At 47.6% G+C, this 14,960-nt stretch carries 18 protein-coding genes; 7 read left to right on the forward strand and 11 right to left on the reverse strand.

Features of this window, described 5'->3' with window-relative positions:
• Nucleotides 1-26 precede the first annotated feature (26 nt).
• Genes BM292_RS01855 through BM292_RS01870 form a run of 4 tightly spaced genes read right to left on the reverse strand, consistent with a single transcriptional unit; the run spans nt 27 to nt 4,955 of the window.
• Nucleotides 27-1,514, reverse strand: coding sequence for a class I adenylate-forming enzyme family protein (locus tag BM292_RS01855; RefSeq protein WP_092854709.1), 1,488 nt, complete (start codon nt 1,512-1,514; stop codon nt 27-29).
• Nucleotides 1,515-1,564: 50 nt separating this feature from the next.
• Nucleotides 1,565-3,226, reverse strand: coding sequence for an isovaleryl-CoA dehydrogenase (locus tag BM292_RS01860; protein WP_092854711.1), 1,662 nt, complete (start codon nt 3,224-3,226; stop codon nt 1,565-1,567).
• Between the two features lie 12 nt (nt 3,227-3,238).
• The gene (locus tag BM292_RS01865) at nt 3,239-3,859 is read right to left on the reverse strand and encodes a TetR/AcrR family transcriptional regulator (RefSeq protein ID WP_092854713.1); all 621 of its coding nucleotides are present in this window, start codon (nt 3,857-3,859) and stop codon (nt 3,239-3,241) included.
• Nucleotides 3,860-3,917: 58 nt separating this feature from the next.
• Complete coding sequence (locus BM292_RS01870; RefSeq protein ID WP_092854715.1) at nt 3,918-4,955, reverse strand: cytochrome P450; 1,038 nt, start codon at nt 4,953-4,955, stop codon at nt 3,918-3,920.
• 190 nt (nt 4,956-5,145) lie between these two features.
• Between BM292_RS01870 and BM292_RS01875 the strand changes: the two genes are divergently transcribed.
• Nucleotides 5,146-5,424 carry a hypothetical protein gene (locus tag BM292_RS01875; RefSeq protein WP_199286243.1) on the forward strand — a complete coding sequence of 93 codons (279 nt, stop codon included), beginning with the start codon at nt 5,146-5,148 and terminating at the stop codon, nt 5,422-5,424.
• 8 nt (nt 5,425-5,432) lie between these two features.
• Here the strand turns inward: BM292_RS01875 and BM292_RS01880 are convergent, their stop codons facing one another.
• Complete coding sequence (locus tag BM292_RS01880) at nt 5,433-5,666, reverse strand: hypothetical protein (RefSeq protein WP_092854717.1); 234 nt, start codon at nt 5,664-5,666, stop codon at nt 5,433-5,435.
• Nucleotides 5,667-5,778: 112 nt separating this feature from the next.
• Here BM292_RS01880 and BM292_RS01885 point away from each other — a divergent pair, with 112 nt between their 5' ends.
• The gene (locus BM292_RS01885) at nt 5,779-6,228 is read left to right on the forward strand and encodes an RrF2 family transcriptional regulator (protein WP_092854719.1); all 450 of its coding nucleotides are present in this window, start codon (nt 5,779-5,781) and stop codon (nt 6,226-6,228) included.
• On the opposite strand, the gene BM292_RS01890 is transcribed toward BM292_RS01885, so the two are convergent.
• The 4 genes from BM292_RS01890 to BM292_RS01905 form a co-directional block, all read right to left on the reverse strand.
• On the reverse strand, nt 6,170-7,381 hold the full coding sequence (locus BM292_RS01890) for a vWA domain-containing protein (RefSeq protein ID WP_092854721.1): 1,212 nt from the start codon (nt 7,379-7,381) through the stop codon (nt 6,170-6,172). The genes BM292_RS01885 and BM292_RS01890 overlap by 59 nt on opposite strands.
• A 4-nt stretch (nt 7,382-7,385) precedes the next feature.
• Entirely contained in the window at nt 7,386-8,222 is an 837-nt protein-coding gene (locus tag BM292_RS01895; RefSeq protein ID WP_092854723.1) for an AAA family ATPase, read from the reverse strand.
• The gene (locus tag BM292_RS01900; protein ID WP_245751792.1) at nt 8,222-8,650 is read right to left on the reverse strand and encodes a DUF6746 family protein; all 429 of its coding nucleotides are present in this window, start codon (nt 8,648-8,650) and stop codon (nt 8,222-8,224) included. The genes BM292_RS01895 and BM292_RS01900 overlap by 1 nt, the downstream gene beginning before the upstream one ends.
• Nucleotides 8,651-8,749: 99 nt before the next feature.
• Nucleotides 8,750-9,817 carry a DUF3080 family protein gene (locus BM292_RS01905; protein WP_092854725.1) on the reverse strand — a complete coding sequence of 356 codons (1,068 nt, stop codon included), beginning with the start codon at nt 9,815-9,817 and terminating at the stop codon, nt 8,750-8,752.
• 23 nt (nt 9,818-9,840) lie between these two features.
• Here BM292_RS01905 and BM292_RS01910 point away from each other — a divergent pair, with 23 nt between their 5' ends.
• Nucleotides 9,841-10,452 (forward strand): riboflavin synthase subunit alpha, encoded by a 612-nt coding sequence (locus tag BM292_RS01910; RefSeq protein WP_092854727.1) that lies wholly within the window; start codon nt 9,841-9,843, stop codon nt 10,450-10,452.
• On the opposite strand, the gene BM292_RS01915 is transcribed toward BM292_RS01910, so the two are convergent.
• Complete coding sequence (locus BM292_RS01915) at nt 10,449-10,658, reverse strand: CPXCG motif-containing cysteine-rich protein (protein ID WP_092854729.1); 210 nt, start codon at nt 10,656-10,658, stop codon at nt 10,449-10,451. The two genes, BM292_RS01910 and BM292_RS01915, sit on opposite strands and share 4 nt — an antisense overlap.
• A gap of 110 nt (nt 10,659-10,768) precedes the next feature.
• Nucleotides 10,769-11,674: a DMT family transporter gene (locus BM292_RS01920; RefSeq protein WP_092856848.1), complete on the reverse strand. Its 906-nt coding sequence runs from the start codon at nt 11,672-11,674 to the stop codon at nt 10,769-10,771.
• An 87-nt stretch (nt 11,675-11,761) separates the two neighbouring features.
• Between BM292_RS01920 and thrS the strand changes: the two genes are divergently transcribed.
• From thrS to rplT, 4 genes are all read left to right on the forward strand, one after another.
• A complete protein-coding gene (gene thrS, locus BM292_RS01925) occupies nt 11,762-13,678 on the forward strand; it encodes a threonine--tRNA ligase (protein ID WP_092854731.1) in 1,917 nt (638 codons plus the stop codon).
• A gap of 19 nt (nt 13,679-13,697) precedes the next feature.
• On the forward strand, nt 13,698-14,240 hold the full coding sequence (infC, locus tag BM292_RS01930; RefSeq protein ID WP_092854733.1) for a translation initiation factor IF-3: 543 nt from the start codon (nt 13,698-13,700) through the stop codon (nt 14,238-14,240).
• Nucleotides 14,241-14,325: 85 nt separating this feature from the next.
• Nucleotides 14,326-14,523, forward strand: coding sequence for a 50S ribosomal protein L35 (gene rpmI / locus BM292_RS01935; protein WP_034729724.1), 198 nt, complete (start codon nt 14,326-14,328; stop codon nt 14,521-14,523).
• 16 nt (nt 14,524-14,539) lie between these two features.
• The gene (gene rplT, locus BM292_RS01940) at nt 14,540-14,893 is read left to right on the forward strand and encodes a 50S ribosomal protein L20 (protein ID WP_055437818.1); all 354 of its coding nucleotides are present in this window, start codon (nt 14,540-14,542) and stop codon (nt 14,891-14,893) included.
• The last annotated feature ends 67 nt before the right edge of the window (nt 14,894-14,960 follow it).

The following is a 14,960-nucleotide window of genomic DNA, read 5'->3' on the forward strand; positions in this document are numbered from 1 at the left end:
CCAAGTTCCACTCAGTATCACGATAACTACCGTAATTGGTGTTTAAGAACTTTACCATTAGCATTGTGCGGAAGCTCGTCCATGAAAGCATAGACGCGCGGGCGTTTGTAATCAGCTAGGCGTTCAGCTACATGACCACGTAGTTCGCTTTCTTCTATCGGTTCGCGCAATACCACACAGGCCTTAACAGTCTCACCCCATTCCTCATGAGGCACACCAATAACCGCAGCTTCAAGCACGGCTGGGTGGCTCGCTAAAGCATCTTCAACTTCGCGCGGGTAGACGTTTACACCACCACTAATAATCAAATCTTTAATGCGGTCTTTCACCCAATAAAAGCCATCGGCGTCGCGCACGCCAATATCGCCGGTGCGGATCCAACCATCTTCGGTAAAAATTTCAGCGGTTGCTTTTGGATTACGCCAGTATTCGCGCATCACACCTTCACCGCCAATGTGAATTTCGCCCGGTTCATTCACTTCGGCGAGTTTGCCATCAATGTTTACCACGCGGATCTCAGTGAATGCGGCCGCACGTTGACCGACTGATCCCGCTTTTGTAGCGTGCTCTTCGGGTAATAATAAGCTACCGGTTGGCCCGGCTTCGGTCAGGCCGTATACGCAATAAAACTGGTCGCTCCTGAAAGCTTGTTGAACGCGGCGAGCGTGGTCGCCGGCGAGTGGACCGCCACCATATATCCAATGAGTCATGCTACTGAAGTCAGCTTGTGCGATATTAGGGTGCTGTGCGGTAAGCAAGTAGGCAACTGGTGCGCCAAAGAAATGCGTGGTTTGTTCTTTTTGCACAAGGTTAAGGAGTAAGTCGGGTGTAAAGGTTGGCGCAATAACGTGTGTGCTACCGACCAAAGTGCCGCCAATGAGGGATAAATTCAAAGGTGCTGAGTGCGTAAATGGCATCAGCGATAATAAACGACTTTGCGGACCATAATGCATTTCGGTGGCAAACATCATGCCAACGAACAGTAGGGCTTTATGATCAAATAGCACGCCTTTCGGACGGCCGGTGGTGCCGGACGTATACAGTAGGGTCGCTGGTTCATAGATAGCCTGTTCGGGCAACCTCTCGAATTCTGACACATGACGATTGGCGTCGGTAAAAACCGGCATATCGTTCACCACTAAATACGTCAGTTTGATTTCCGCACAGGCTTTTAGCGCTTGGCTACTCGTCATGTCACAGGTAATCACCAGTTTGGCTTCGGCGTCTTCAAAAATATAAGCCAGTTCGCTGGCGGTGAGTTTGACGTTAATCGGTGCGACGATAGCGCCGAGGCGTTGAATCGCGAAATGCGCAACGATAAATGCATAATTGTTTGGGAGCACAAGGCAGACTCGGTCGCCAGCTTTTATATCATGCTGTTGTGCGAGAATTCCGGCAAATAGATTGACGTGTTGGTCGAGCTGTTGCCAAGAGACGCGCAAGTTGCCGTCAATGACAGCCTCTTGGCTTGGATATTTGCGCGCATTGCGAGCAACGTATGCTGGAATAATCATTTTTTGTTCCTTGTTGTTCTTTAGACTAAAATACTCACGACGCTTTGTGTCTATAGCGCTCGCTGGATGATCGCCCGTACGTCGAGAGCAGTTGGCAGGCAGCCGTAGTTGGCGCTCGTGCGTGGGCTTAAGCGAGAGGCGCAGAAAGCATCGGCGATATATGCCGGTGCATGCTGGAGTAATAGCGCGCCTTGCAACGCTAGTGCCATATGATCAGCAAAATATCGGGCTTGATATTGCCACTGTTCTTTTGGCGTGGAGCTAAAGTCCGCTTTTAATTTAGAGACAAAGAAATCGAAGCGTTTGTCAGTGCCAACAGCGCGTTGAAGCTCATTGAAATAGGCTTCGAGTACTTCCGGTTCTTTCTGAATTGCGCGCAAGATATCAAGACATTGAACGTTACCGCTACCTTCCCAAATCGCATTAACCGGTGATTCGCGAAATAGCCGTGGCATGATCGTATTTTCCATAACGCCCATACCACCAATAACTTCCATCGCTTCATAGGCATGATTGGGTGTCCGTTTGCAGATCCAATATTTGCCGATGGGTGTCGCAATTCGCGCTAACAAGCGTTCGTGTTCGTTGTCTTGTTGGTCCATTGCCCGAGCCATACGTAGGGTTAACGTCATGGCAGCCTCGCTTTCCAATGCTAGGTCAGCCAAAACATTTTGCATCAACGGCTGATCAACGAGCGTGGCGCCAAAAGCGCTGCGATGTTGCGCGTGATGAATTGCTTGAACGGTCGCTTGGCGCATACCAGATGATGAGCCTATCATGCAATCGTAGCGGGTCATGGCAACCATCTCGATGATGGTACGCACGCCGCGGCCTTCCTCACCAACCATCCAAGCGAGGGCACCGCGTAATTCGCATTCACTCGAGGCGTTCGCGACGTTCCCCATTTTGTTCTTCAGTTGCTGAATATGCAGTGCATTCTTAGTACCGTCTGGTCGCCAGCGCGGCAATAGAAAACAAGATAGGCCTTTCTCAGTTTGCGCAAGCACCAAAAACGCATCGCACATGGGCGCAGATATAAACCATTTATGGCCAACTAATTCATAGGCTTTCCCCGGGCCTTCTGCGCCAATTGCATAGGCTTTGGTGGTGTTGGTTCTGACGTCTGATCCGCCTTGCTTTTCGGTCATTGCCATACCAATTGTCATGCCATGTTTCATGGTGTCTGGAACATTACGTCCGTCATATTCTGGCGCCATAATTTTGGGCCCGAATTTTGCCAGTAGGTCGGGTTGGTGGTGCAGGGCAGGTATGGCAGCAAAGGTCATTGTTATCGGACATCCATGTGCGGCTTCAACTTGTGTATGCAAATAATATTTTGCGGCGCGGGCTACGTGCGCTCCGGGCTTTGGATTGGCCCATGGGCTGGCGTGCAGACCTTCGCTAATTGCGATATCCATCAGTTGGTGGTAACTCGGATGGAAGTCAATTTGATCGATTCGATGGCCAAAACGGTCGTGTGTCAGTAACTGGGGTTTATTGGCATTTGCGGCAAAACCTAAGGCAATGCGCTCGGGCAATCCACACTCCGCACCGAAACGCAGCAAGTTTTGTTCAGACCAAGCAGCGCCTTCACGCTTGACCGCTTCCTGTAAGGCTTGATCTTCAGCAAAAAGATTGTAGTCCTCAAGGGCTGGTGGTTGATTTTCAACGGTATGAGTTTGAGAAAGAAAACGGTCGGTGGTATTCATCATGGTTGTCCCTGGTTATACATGAGGGTAATTTTTCGCAGTAATCGCTTGTAAACAAAAGCGCACGCTATCGGTAATTGCTTGGTTTGGGTCAAATTCGGTTTTGTGGGCAAGCGGTCCAACTAATGCTTCGGCAATCGCTCCAACTAATGCGCGACTACTTAGCGCACTGTCTTGTGGCGGCAACGTATTTTCACGAATGCCTTGCTCAATGGCTTGTGCGAACAAACCAGCATACCGTTCGCGGTAGCGTAAGCGAGCCGCAACAACGGCTGGTTCTACGGGCTCTGCAATCAACGCCCATGCGGTAATTGGGGCGCGTAAAGCACGTTTAGCAAACGCCGTTAAAGCGGCGGCAATACGTTCAGCAGCACTGAGTTCGGCTGTTTCTAGGTGTTGCTGCACTTGCGCGACTTCTATTTCAGTTGCGTGTTCAAAAACGGCTGTACACAAATCTTCTTTGGATGGGAAATAGCGATACAGTGTTCCGGTCGCTATGGTAGAACGTTGGGCAAGGGTCGCCATTTGCAAACCAGCAAAACCGACTTCGTTAAGCAAAATCAGTGCATTGGTTAAAATGTTTTTGCGAGTGGCTAGCTTGCGTTCTCGCACTCGCAATGTTTCTCGATAGGCCATAGGCTTCTTGGTATTTAGAACAACATACCAAGAAGTGAATCATGATTCAGTTTTTAGATCAATGATTAAATTTTGCCCAAATCGTTTGATAGCCACCTCGGGGCGGTAACGCACGTTCGAAAGCGTTATCACCGAGTTGAATTGTACTGAACTTATTCAGCAAACAGCGTGTGAGTAACCCAAGTTCAAGTTGGGCGAGTGGTCTACCGGGACAAACATGGACTCCGGCGCCGTAGAGTAAATTCAAATGTGGATCGCGATCCCATTTAAATTGCTGCGGTTCGGCAAAGACCGCAGAATCGGTGTTGGCGGCACGCCAATCGATGGTTACTATTGTCTCAACATCATAAGACTCATTGCCCAGCTGCATGGGACAAGTAGTCCGGCGGCGATTGGTCAATAACGGCGCATCAATACGAAGTATTTCATCAATGGCGTGATCAATATGCATCGGTGCCTCGCGCAATTGTTTTTGCACGACAGGATTCTGCGCCAGAAAACCAACAATGGAGCCAACGGCTGCTGCAATAGTGCCAAGCTCGCCAACGGTCCAATTGCGCACAATACTAACTAAGTATTCATCAGGTAAAGGCTCACCACGCAAACTCAATTGTGTTAACTGAGCTGTAACCGAGTCGAGGTCACCCTCACCACGCCGAGCATGGTCGAATTGCGCAATGACAATATCGCTAAAGTCTTCAGCTAAGGCTCGTAGAGCAGGGCGGTCTTGCGCCAACGTTGCTGAGTTCTGTGCAGCCATCCAGTCAATTAACCGTTGCTCTAGCGCGACGGGCCACCCCATAAACGCACACTGGGCACGTAATGCAAATGGATGAGCAAGCGTTGCCATAACTTCCACATCCTCAAGGGCATCGAGATTGTCTAGCAGTTTGTCAATCACGACCTGTAATTTAGGTTGAAACTGTGTGAGTACAACGTCGCTGAAGAATGGCTCAATGAGCGCTCGATAGGCTTGATGTTCGTCACCGTCCATGCCATTCGGCACGTTTAAATGTGAGGAAACTTGATTACTAAATTGCTCAGGCGCATGAAGCGCAGCGAGAATATCATGATGACAGGTTAAAGCGGCCGCCATGATCACCTCCACAACTGAAATGAATGTGAGTGTCAGTATATAAACCTAACGAAAAAATTCTTTGCGTTTGGTCAAACCAATTGTCCAATATTGACTTATTTGCAAATTTAACTAGGTCACTTATGCTTAAGTTCGCAATGAAAATTGCGACATCGCACAAAAAACATAATAAAAAAACAAGGATAAATCCATGGAACAATCCAACATGTCATCTGCTAACACTGCAACGGCACCGTATATCAATAACGAACACACAAGTACTGGCAATTGGTTTCTTTCTATTTTTTTAGCGGGAATACCACTTGTTGGGCTAATTTTGTTGATCGTTTGGGCATTCAGTCATTCAACACCGCTAAGCAAACGTAATTGGGCTCGCGCAATGTTGATATGGATGGTGGTCGCTTTAATTATGTTCACCTTAGTTGCATTAGTGGGCGGCATTGGTCTCGCCACAATGGAAGGCTACTAGAACAACGGTTAGCGCAGCGGTTGTCCTAAATGGTGCTGCGCTATTAATCGCACCACGTAAGACAGTTTGAATAAACCTGCCAGCAGTATTTGTAAGAAGTGCAGTACGGCAATCACCATCAATGGAAATTCTGCCTCTAACCCCCATGCTAAATAGGCGACAACTAAGAATAAGACTAAGAAAATCACCATAGCTAAGTTAGCGCCCTTGAGTAATTTATGACCGGAATTTTGCTGACTCATAAAATACATCTCCAATGCATGTTTATATAAAATGTATTATGAATGCATGTTTGATGGAGATCAAGGTTTGCTATACTATAATGCCTCGAAAATGTACCTTTTTGGACAATCTATGCAGCTAAAAAAATATACAGACTATGGCTTGCGCATTTTGATGTATTTGGCGAGCTTTGAAGCAGATAAAAACTGCACTGAACCGAAGCTGGCCACAATTCGTGAAATTTGCGAAACCTTTAGTCTGTCAGCCAATCATGTCAATAAAGTAGTGCATCATTTGGGACGATTGGAGTTGATAGAAACACGCCGTGGCAAAAACGGTGGGTTTTTATTGGCGAAGAAGCCGGAGGATATCTCGCTGGCGTTTGTGATTCGCCAACTCGAGGGTGATGAAAAGTGGATTGAGTGTGAAAATCCATACTGCGTGGCGCTACCAGCGTGCGAGCTGAAAGGCATTGTCGCACGTGGGAAAGAGTTGTTTTATGACTATCTAAGCCAGTATTCGCTTAAGAGCTTGATGGTGAAGGCGCCGCAGCTGCGACAGATTTTTTCAACAGCGTCGTAATGGCAGCGCTAATGCCGTCTAGAGTCAGCGGGTACATGCGTTGGCTCATCAACTGCTGTATGAGATCAATCGATTGATAATAACGCCAGTGGCTGGTTGGCTGCGGATTTAACCACACCGCATCGGTGAAATGATTTAATAGACGTTGCATCCACACCGCACCTGACTCTTCATTCCAGTGCTCGACGCTGCCGCCAGGGTAGGCTATTTCATACGGTCCCATAGTGGCATCGCCAACAAATATCAGTTTGTAATCACGCCCATAGCGATTAATCAGCTCTAATAGCGGCAATTTCTCGTCATAGCGCCGATTGTTGTCCTTCCAGACATGCTCGTATACGCAATTGTGAAAATAGAAAAACTCAAGGTGCTTAAATTCGTTGCGAGCAGCAGAAAATAGCTGTTCGCACTCGTAAATATAGTCATCCATTGAGCCGCCAACATCAAATAGCAGCAAGACTTTCACGGCGTTATGCCGCTCTGGCTGCCATTGTAGGTCAAGCAGACCGCCTTTTTGCGAGGTGGCACGAATAGTCGCGTTTAAATCGAGTTCGTCAGCGGCGCCGGTGCGCGCAAATTTGCGCAATTTACGCAGTGCCAGTTGCAGGTTACGGTTGGCAAGCTCTGCGTCGCCATCAAGATCACGAAACTCGCGTTTATCCCAAACCTTTGCTGCACGTCGTGCGTTGCTGCCGTCTTGGCCAATTCGAATTCCTTCGGGGTGGTAACCATAAGCGCCAAACGGTGAGGTGCCGCCGGTACCAATCCACTTGTTGCCGCCAGCGTGACGCTTTTGTTGTTCTGCTAAGCGCTCGCGAAAAGTCTTTAGCAACTCATCAAGGCCGCCAAGTGATTGCAGTTTGGCTTTATCTTCGTCGCTGAGCTGCCGTTGCAAGCTGCGTTCAAGCCAATCCGCAGGAATTGCTGACGCGAGGTCTACTTGTTCAACGCCTTCGAAGTACTCGGCAAACGCACGGTCAAAACGGTCATATTGGCTTTCGTCTTTCACCAACACCAAGCGGGCGAGGGTATAGAAGTCATCAACATTGCCAAATACCACGCCGCGCTCCAGCGCACCGAGCAAATCTAACAGCTCGGTGAGGCTGGTTTTGAGGCCGTGCTTGCGCAGGCAAAGGAAAAACTCAATAAGCATGCAGTTAAGACGATTGACGACGTGCCATAAACGCTAATTTTTCAACTAGTTGCACGTCTTGTTCGTTTTTCAATAGGGCGCCAAACATAGGCATAAGACCATTGCTCTTAGTAAGCTCCGCAGGCTTAATATCTTCAGCCAATAATAGCTTCAACCAATCAATTAATTCTGATGTTGATGGTTTCTTTTTCAAACTCGGTACTTGCCGTAAATCAAAGAATACCTCGAGGGCTGAACTGAGTAAGTCTTTACGAATATCAGGGTAGTGTACTTGGACAATTTTCGCCAAGATATGCGCATCTGGGAATTTGATGTAATGAAAGAAACAGCGGCGTAGAAACGCGTCAGGCAATTCTTTCTCATTATTCGAAGTAATGATAACAATCGGACGATGTTCGGCGCGCACTTGCTCGCCGGTTTCGTAAACGTGAAATTCCATCTGATCAAGCTCGTGGAGCAAATCATTTGGAAATTCGATGTCAGCCTTATCTATCTCATCAATGAGCAGAACGGGGCGCTCAGGTGCAGTGAAAGCTTGCCACAATTTGCCAGGTTTGATGTAGTTGGCAATATCATGCACTTTGTCACTACCAAGCTGACTGTCACGCAAGCGTGACACCGCGTCATACTCGTAAAGACCTTGTTGTGCTTTAGTCGTCGACTTGATTTGCCAACGAATCAGCGGCACGCCTAAGCTAGCGGCAAGTTCTTCCGCTAACCGGGTTTTACCTGTACCGGGCTCGCCCTTTAGTAATAAAGGCTTTTCAAGGGTTACGGCTGCGTTGACTGCTAGGCCAAGATCATCGGCGACAATATAACTATCGGTACTCGCAAAACTCATTATTTATACGCTCGGCCAGCTTCAACAAGTTTGTTAGAAGATTCGAGGTATCTCGCCCCGTTTTTCTTCACACGGTCAAGTTCCATGCGTTCCGAACCGAGATGTACTTCTTCCAGTACATCTTTCATTTCATCGATTTCGTCATCTAATCGCTCAAGCGCACGCTCAAGCGTGTATGTAAGCTGATGAATTTCTGCCATTTTTTGTGGGGTTAATTCACCACTTAATTCAGTATTTAGTAACTTATTGTATTCACGTAGATTGTTTAAAGCTTGAGTTAAGTTTTCAGATGGTTTGCCTTTGTAATGATCTGGTCGCTCTTGCTCATCGTGTTTATGGTCTTTTTTACCATGGTCATGCGCGATTACTGGCGAGGTCAAAACAGCCAGAGACAGCGCGACAGCGCTAGCGATTGGTAGAAGTTTCATGCGTGCTCCTTACAAGCGAGAGTTTTTTACATCTTTAATGAGAATAATTATCAAAAAAGTATCATTTTTTGTTGAGTTAGCCAACTCTGGTAAGAGCATTTAAGCTCCCGGAGAAAATTCACAATCGGCAAAAAATTGCTGCCAATACTCAACGTGGTTACGTGTTTCTGCAATCAGTTGATCATCTAGCGCGGCAATATGTCGCAAGTAATCGTTCCAAGCTTTTAAGTTTGGCTGCTCGACAATTATCTCTGGTGTTGCGCGTAAAGACGGAATAAATGCTTCAATTTGTTGAGCCTGTCGCGTTAAGCCACTAATGTGTTGCTGCACTGGACCGCTAAAACGAGCAATAAATATCTGTCTTAAAATACGGGCACGCTCAGGCACCCCTTTGCTTAAACAACCCGCATCGGCACTCAGCATGCTGACCAATGGCTGTAACTGCAATAAATAAAAACGATGATCATTTAAACTGCGCCACAATTGACCGATATATGGACTTTTATCGACGATTTCGAGTGCTTGTTCAAGTTGCTTCTGCGAGGGTAGCTCAGCGTTGTTGTTGATTGCAGTAAGAACCACATTGAACGCTTGCAGTACCGGAGCGAGTTGTGCGCCGTCCACAACCGGTAACGCGCGATCAGCAGGGCGTAGCGATGCGCGAATACTATCATCGGCGATAATCGCTTGCATTCTTAACAGCGGCATGACGGCTTGTTTTGCATTTGCCTGCTCGCGAACTCGTTCGGATAGCTCTGGTTCAATGTGTTCAAGCTGGCTTGCGCAGTCTTTTAGTGCCATCAATAACTGGCGGTCGTGATAGTAGCGCAGTACACCCTCACGCAGGCGTCCTAGTGCACTGTTACGTTCGGCAATCAGGGCTCCGGCAGGGCAAGCGTCGAGACGTATCGAGTCGAGTAAGGATATTTGCAATCGTGGAATGCTCAAACGCAAGTCGCGAGATGCTGGAATTTGTGGAGGGAACTTTGGCGTATAGGCTATCGGCTCTCGTGACAAGGTGTTGGCGATACGCTGTTGGTAGTCATGTAATTGTGTCAGACCGGTTGGCGCTGGACTGCAAGCCGGCAACGCAAAGGTAACCACTGTCGCAATAGCCATTGCTATAGCGTAGCCAATCAATTGTTTTAGCGTTACAATCTGTGCCATTCCTCAGCCTTTTAAGAGACATCATGTTCACTGGAATTGTACAAACTCAAGCGACCGTTGCCCAGTTGCACGATCGTGACAACTTTCGGCAGTTGATCGTTGAAGTTTCACCTGAGCATTTGCACAACGTAGCGCTTGGCGCGAGTATCGCGATTAATGGTTGTTGCTTAACGGTCGTCGCATTTACTGAAACCTCAGTAAATTTCGATATTATTGATGAAACCCTACGGCTAACCAACCTAGGTGGATTAACTGTTGGTGATACCGTCAATTTTGAACGTTCACTGAAAGTGGGCGACGAAATGGGCGGGCATTACGTTTCGGGTCATATTCACTGTACCGGTAGCGTGGTAAAGCGAGAGCAAAGCTCTGATAATTTGGCTTTGTGGATTGAGTTTCCTGAACAGTTTAAACCGTATGTGCTTGCCAAAGGCTTTATTAGCGTTAACGGTGCCAGTTTGACGATTGGGCAGGTCGAAAGTAACCGTTTTAGCTTACATTTAATTCCAGAAACCTTGCGTTTAACGAATTTGGAACAGGCTAACCGCGTTAATCTAGAATTCGATCAGCAAACCATGACCATTGTCGAAACGGTTGAACGGGTGTTGGCGCAACGCAATTACTCAGCCAACTAATAAAAATTCTCGTCGTCACTCGCAACGCGAACAAAAATCTTATCGTTAACCTCATCGAGTTTGACCAGTAAATGAATGTCGGCGCCGCAGGCGCGGCATTCATCTTGGTAATCTTGATCGCCTGCTGAGGCGTCAATACTGACGTGAACGTGGTGCCCGCAGTAGGGGCAGCGTAGGCCGGCGTCATAAAGTTTGTCGGCGTTCATGTTTACCTCCAAGTGCTATTCAATAACTACCTTTCAGTATGGCTTAGAATGAAAGATTTGCTTGAAAGTTCACCCGAAATTAACGCAATTGTGCGTACTAAAAACCTAACTTATTGAATTCCAAATAACAGTGCGATACCACTGACGGCAATGAGTGCACCGACAATGCTTCGTGCGGATAATGGTTGGCCACGCAACCACTGAATGGGGATCAGCCATAACGGGGCGGTAGCAAGCAAGGTTTGCGCAAGCCCGGGGTTGATATAGGCAATTGCGGTTTGCTGCAGCCAAATGGCCAAAAAGGTACCCATGACAATGGCTACCAGCAGCCACGGAATAGATGTATGGCGCAGCGCCGAACGGGTGGACTGAATCAAACTCGGTTTTAAAAGCAGCAAGGCTATGGTCAGTGCGAAAGTGCCCGCAAGTAAACGCAGCAGCGCGGCATTGAGAGGGCTCATTTCGAACTCTTGCAGTGCGTGAAATGACATCACAAGGCCTAAAGCTTGACAAAGCGCAGCACCAATACCGGCTGCGATGCCGCTGAGGTTAATTTGCACGCGCTCGGCACTTTTCGGTTTTTCACTGATGACCACGAAAATTCCGCCAATAATCACTAGCGCAGCCATCACTTCAAACCAGCGCATGCCTTGTGCCAACAGCATCCACGCTAGTAATGCCGCAAACGGTGGTGCTAGGTATTCAAGTAGCATGGTGTGCCACGGGCCTAAACGGCGTAAAGCAGCGAAGTATAGGGTATCACCCAGAGTTATCCCGATAACGCCACTGGCGAGCAATAGGTAGGTTGCGAGATTTCCCTCAATCGCCAATAACTGACCAGTAAACCAACCAGCGAGTACCAATAATGGGCAAGCGACGATGCCTTTCACCAAATTAAGCTGGGCGGCAGACAAATAACTACCCGCTTGGCTATATAAAAGAGTTGCTAACGCCCAAAAAAGCGCAGCGGTTAATGCGGCCAGAGGACCAATGATTGTGGCGGTTAGGGTTTCCATGGCGGGCATCATACGCTATAGTGTGGCCTTTAAAAATAACAAGTGACACTTGGTAGGTGCCACCACTGTAAGAAAGGACAGAAAATAATGCCTGTAGTAACGCTCCCCGACGGAAGTAAACGTTCATTCGACAAGCCTGTTTCTATTCTCGACGTAGCTCAAGATATCGGTCCTGGTTTAGCCAAAGCGACCGTGGCTGGGCGCATTAACGGCGAATTAGCCGATGCTTGTGACCTCATTACCGATGACGCAACCGTTCAGATCATCACGCCGAAAGATGATGATGGTCTGCATATTATTCGCCATAGTTGTGCGCACTTGCTTGGCCATGCGTTAAAGCAAATGTTCCCTGATGTAAAAATGGCGATTGGTCCGGTTATCGATAACGGTTTTTACTATGACGTTGATATGGAGCACACGTTAACTGCAGACGATTTGCAAGCGCTTGAAAAGCGTATGCTTGAACTGGCAAAAACTGAATACGACGTGGTGAAGAAGAAAGTGAGCTGGGCTGAAGCTCGGGAAACTTTTGTTGGTCGTCACGAACCTTACAAGATCGAGATTCTAGACGATGATATTAGCCGTGACGATCGTCCGGGTTTGTATCATCACGAAGAATACGTGGATATGTGCCGTGGGCCACACGTACCCAACATGCGTTTCTGCCAACATTTCAAAATTATGAAAGTGGCTGGTGCTTATTGGCGTGGTAAGTCTGACAATAAAATGTTGCAGCGCATTTATGGCACCGCATGGGCTGATAAGAAGCAACTGAAAGCGTATTTGCAACGGCTGGAAGAAGCAGAAAAACGCGACCACCGAAAAATTGGTAAAACCCAAGACTTATTCCATTGGCAAGAAGAAGCACCAGGCATGGTGTTCTGGCACAACAATGGTTGGACTGTGTTCTTAGAGCTTGAGCGTTTTATTCGTGAAAAGTTACGTGAGTATCAGTATCAGGAAGTAAAAGGTCCATTAATGATGGATCGCGTGTTGTGGGAACGTTCGGGTCACTGGGAGAAATTCTCAGACCTTATGTTTACCACCGCATCGGAAAACCGAGAGTATGCGATTAAACCGATGAACTGCCCAGGTCATGTGCAGATTTTCAATCAAGGATTGAAATCGTATCGTGATTTGCCATTGCGTATGGCCGAATTTGGTTCGTGTCACCGTAATGAACCATCTGGTGCGTTACATGGATTGATGCGTGTACGCGGCTTTACCCAAGACGATGCGCATATCTTCTGTACGGATGCACAGGTGCAAGAAGAAGTCAGTGGTTGTATCAAGATGGTGTACGAAACCTACAAAACATTCGGTTTCGATAACATCGTGGTGAAGCTATCGACTCGCCCAGAGAAGCGTTTAGGTGATGACGCGACTTGGGATCACGCAGAGCAAGCGTTAGCCGATGCCCTTAAGAGTAACGGCATTGAATTTGAGTATCTGCCGGGTGAGGGCGCATTTTATGGTCCGAAAATTGAATTTACCTTGCATGACTGTTTAGGTCGTGCATGGCAGTGCGGTACGGTACAGCTCGATTTCGCGTTACCGGGCCGTTTAGGTGCCACTTATGTGGGCGAAGATAACGAGCGTCATACACCGGTGATGATCCACCGTGCCATTTTGGGCTCGCTTGAGCGCTTCATGGGTATCATCATTGAAGAATATGCGGGATATTTCCCGACTTGGTTGGCACCAACGCAGGTTGTGGTGATGAATATTACCGATAATCAGCGCGATTATGCCATTCAAACCGTAAAAGAATTGAATAAACTTGGATTTAGAGCCATTGCTGACTTGAGAAATGAGAAAATAGGCTTTAAAATCCGCGAGCACACTCTTAAACGTGTTCCATACTTATTGGTTGTCGGCGATAAAGAAGTCGAAAACCAGGCGGTTGCGGTGCGTACTCGTCGTGGTGAAGACCATGGTGTTAAAGGGCTACAGCAATTTATCACTGAGCTCAGCGACGAAGTAAACAGCCGCAAAATTAGTTAATTGACTGGAGGAATGACCCATTAAAGGCGGAAAAAGAACTCAGAAAGCTGGTGACAAAAATCGGATCAACGAAGAAATTCGCGTCAATGAAGTGCGACTCATTGGTGTTGAAGGTGAACAGATTGGTGTCGTAGGTATTCAAGAAGCTCTTACTGCAGCCGAAGAGGCTGGTGTTGATCTGGTGGAAATTAGCCCAAATGCGGAGCCACCGGTTTGTCGTCTGATGGATTATGGTAAGTTCCTCTACGAGAAAGCTAAGAACGCGAAAGAGCAGAAGAAAAACCAGAAACAGATTCAGGTGAAGGAAGTTAAATTCCGTCCTGGAACTGACGAGGGCGATTATCAGGTAAAACTGCGCAACCTGACTCGCTTTCTGGAGGGAGGTGACAAAACGAAAGTCACTATCCGTTTCCGTGGCCGGGAAATGGCACATCAAGAGTTGGGTGTCGAACTGCTAGAGCGCATTAAGAATGACCTAGCCGAAATCTCAACTTGCGAATCGTTCCCAAGACGTGCTGAGGGTCGCCAGATGATTATGGTTCTGGCCCCTGCTAAGAAGTAACTGTGGTTCACAAGTAGGGCGGTTGTTGGCAACAACACCAAACTCACCCTGTTACACTTTTAATTAACAATGCGGAGTAATTTTCATGCCGAAAATGAAATCCAAGAAAGGCGCATCTAAGCGCTTTAAGAAAACCGCTTCAGGCGGCTTTAAATGTAAACAGTCTCATTTGCGTCACATCCTGACCAAAAAGAGCTCAAAGCGGAAGCGTCACCTACGTGCTAAGAGCATGGTGCACGAGTCTGATGTTGGCTTAGTTCAGCGTATGTTACCATTCGCGTAAGGGAAGGAGATAGCAAATGGCACGAGTAAAACGTGGTGTGATCGCGCGTGCGCGTCACAAGAAAGTCCTGAAGCAGGCGAAAGGTTATTATGGTGCTCGTTCACGCGTTTATCGCGTAGCGAAGCAAGCAGTTATTAAAGCAGGTCAGTACGCATACCGCGACCGCCGTGCGAAGAAACGTCAATTCCGTCAATTGTGGATTGTTCGTATCAACGCTGCAGCGCGTCAAAACGGTTTGTCTTACAGCCGCTTTATCAATGGCTTGAAAAAAGCATCTGTAGAAATCGATCGTAAAATCCTTGCTGACATCGCAGTTCACGACCAAAACGGTTTTGCTGCCTTGGTAGAGAAAGCGAAAGGCTCTCTGTAAGCAGGTTGAATAATTGAAAAAGGGGGCGTAACTGCTCCCTTTTTTTGTGCTTTTTCGGTATCATTGA

The organism is Pseudidiomarina tainanensis, assembly GCF_900115255.1.
Taxonomy (GTDB): Bacteria; Pseudomonadota; Gammaproteobacteria; order Enterobacterales; family Alteromonadaceae; genus Pseudidiomarina; species Pseudidiomarina tainanensis.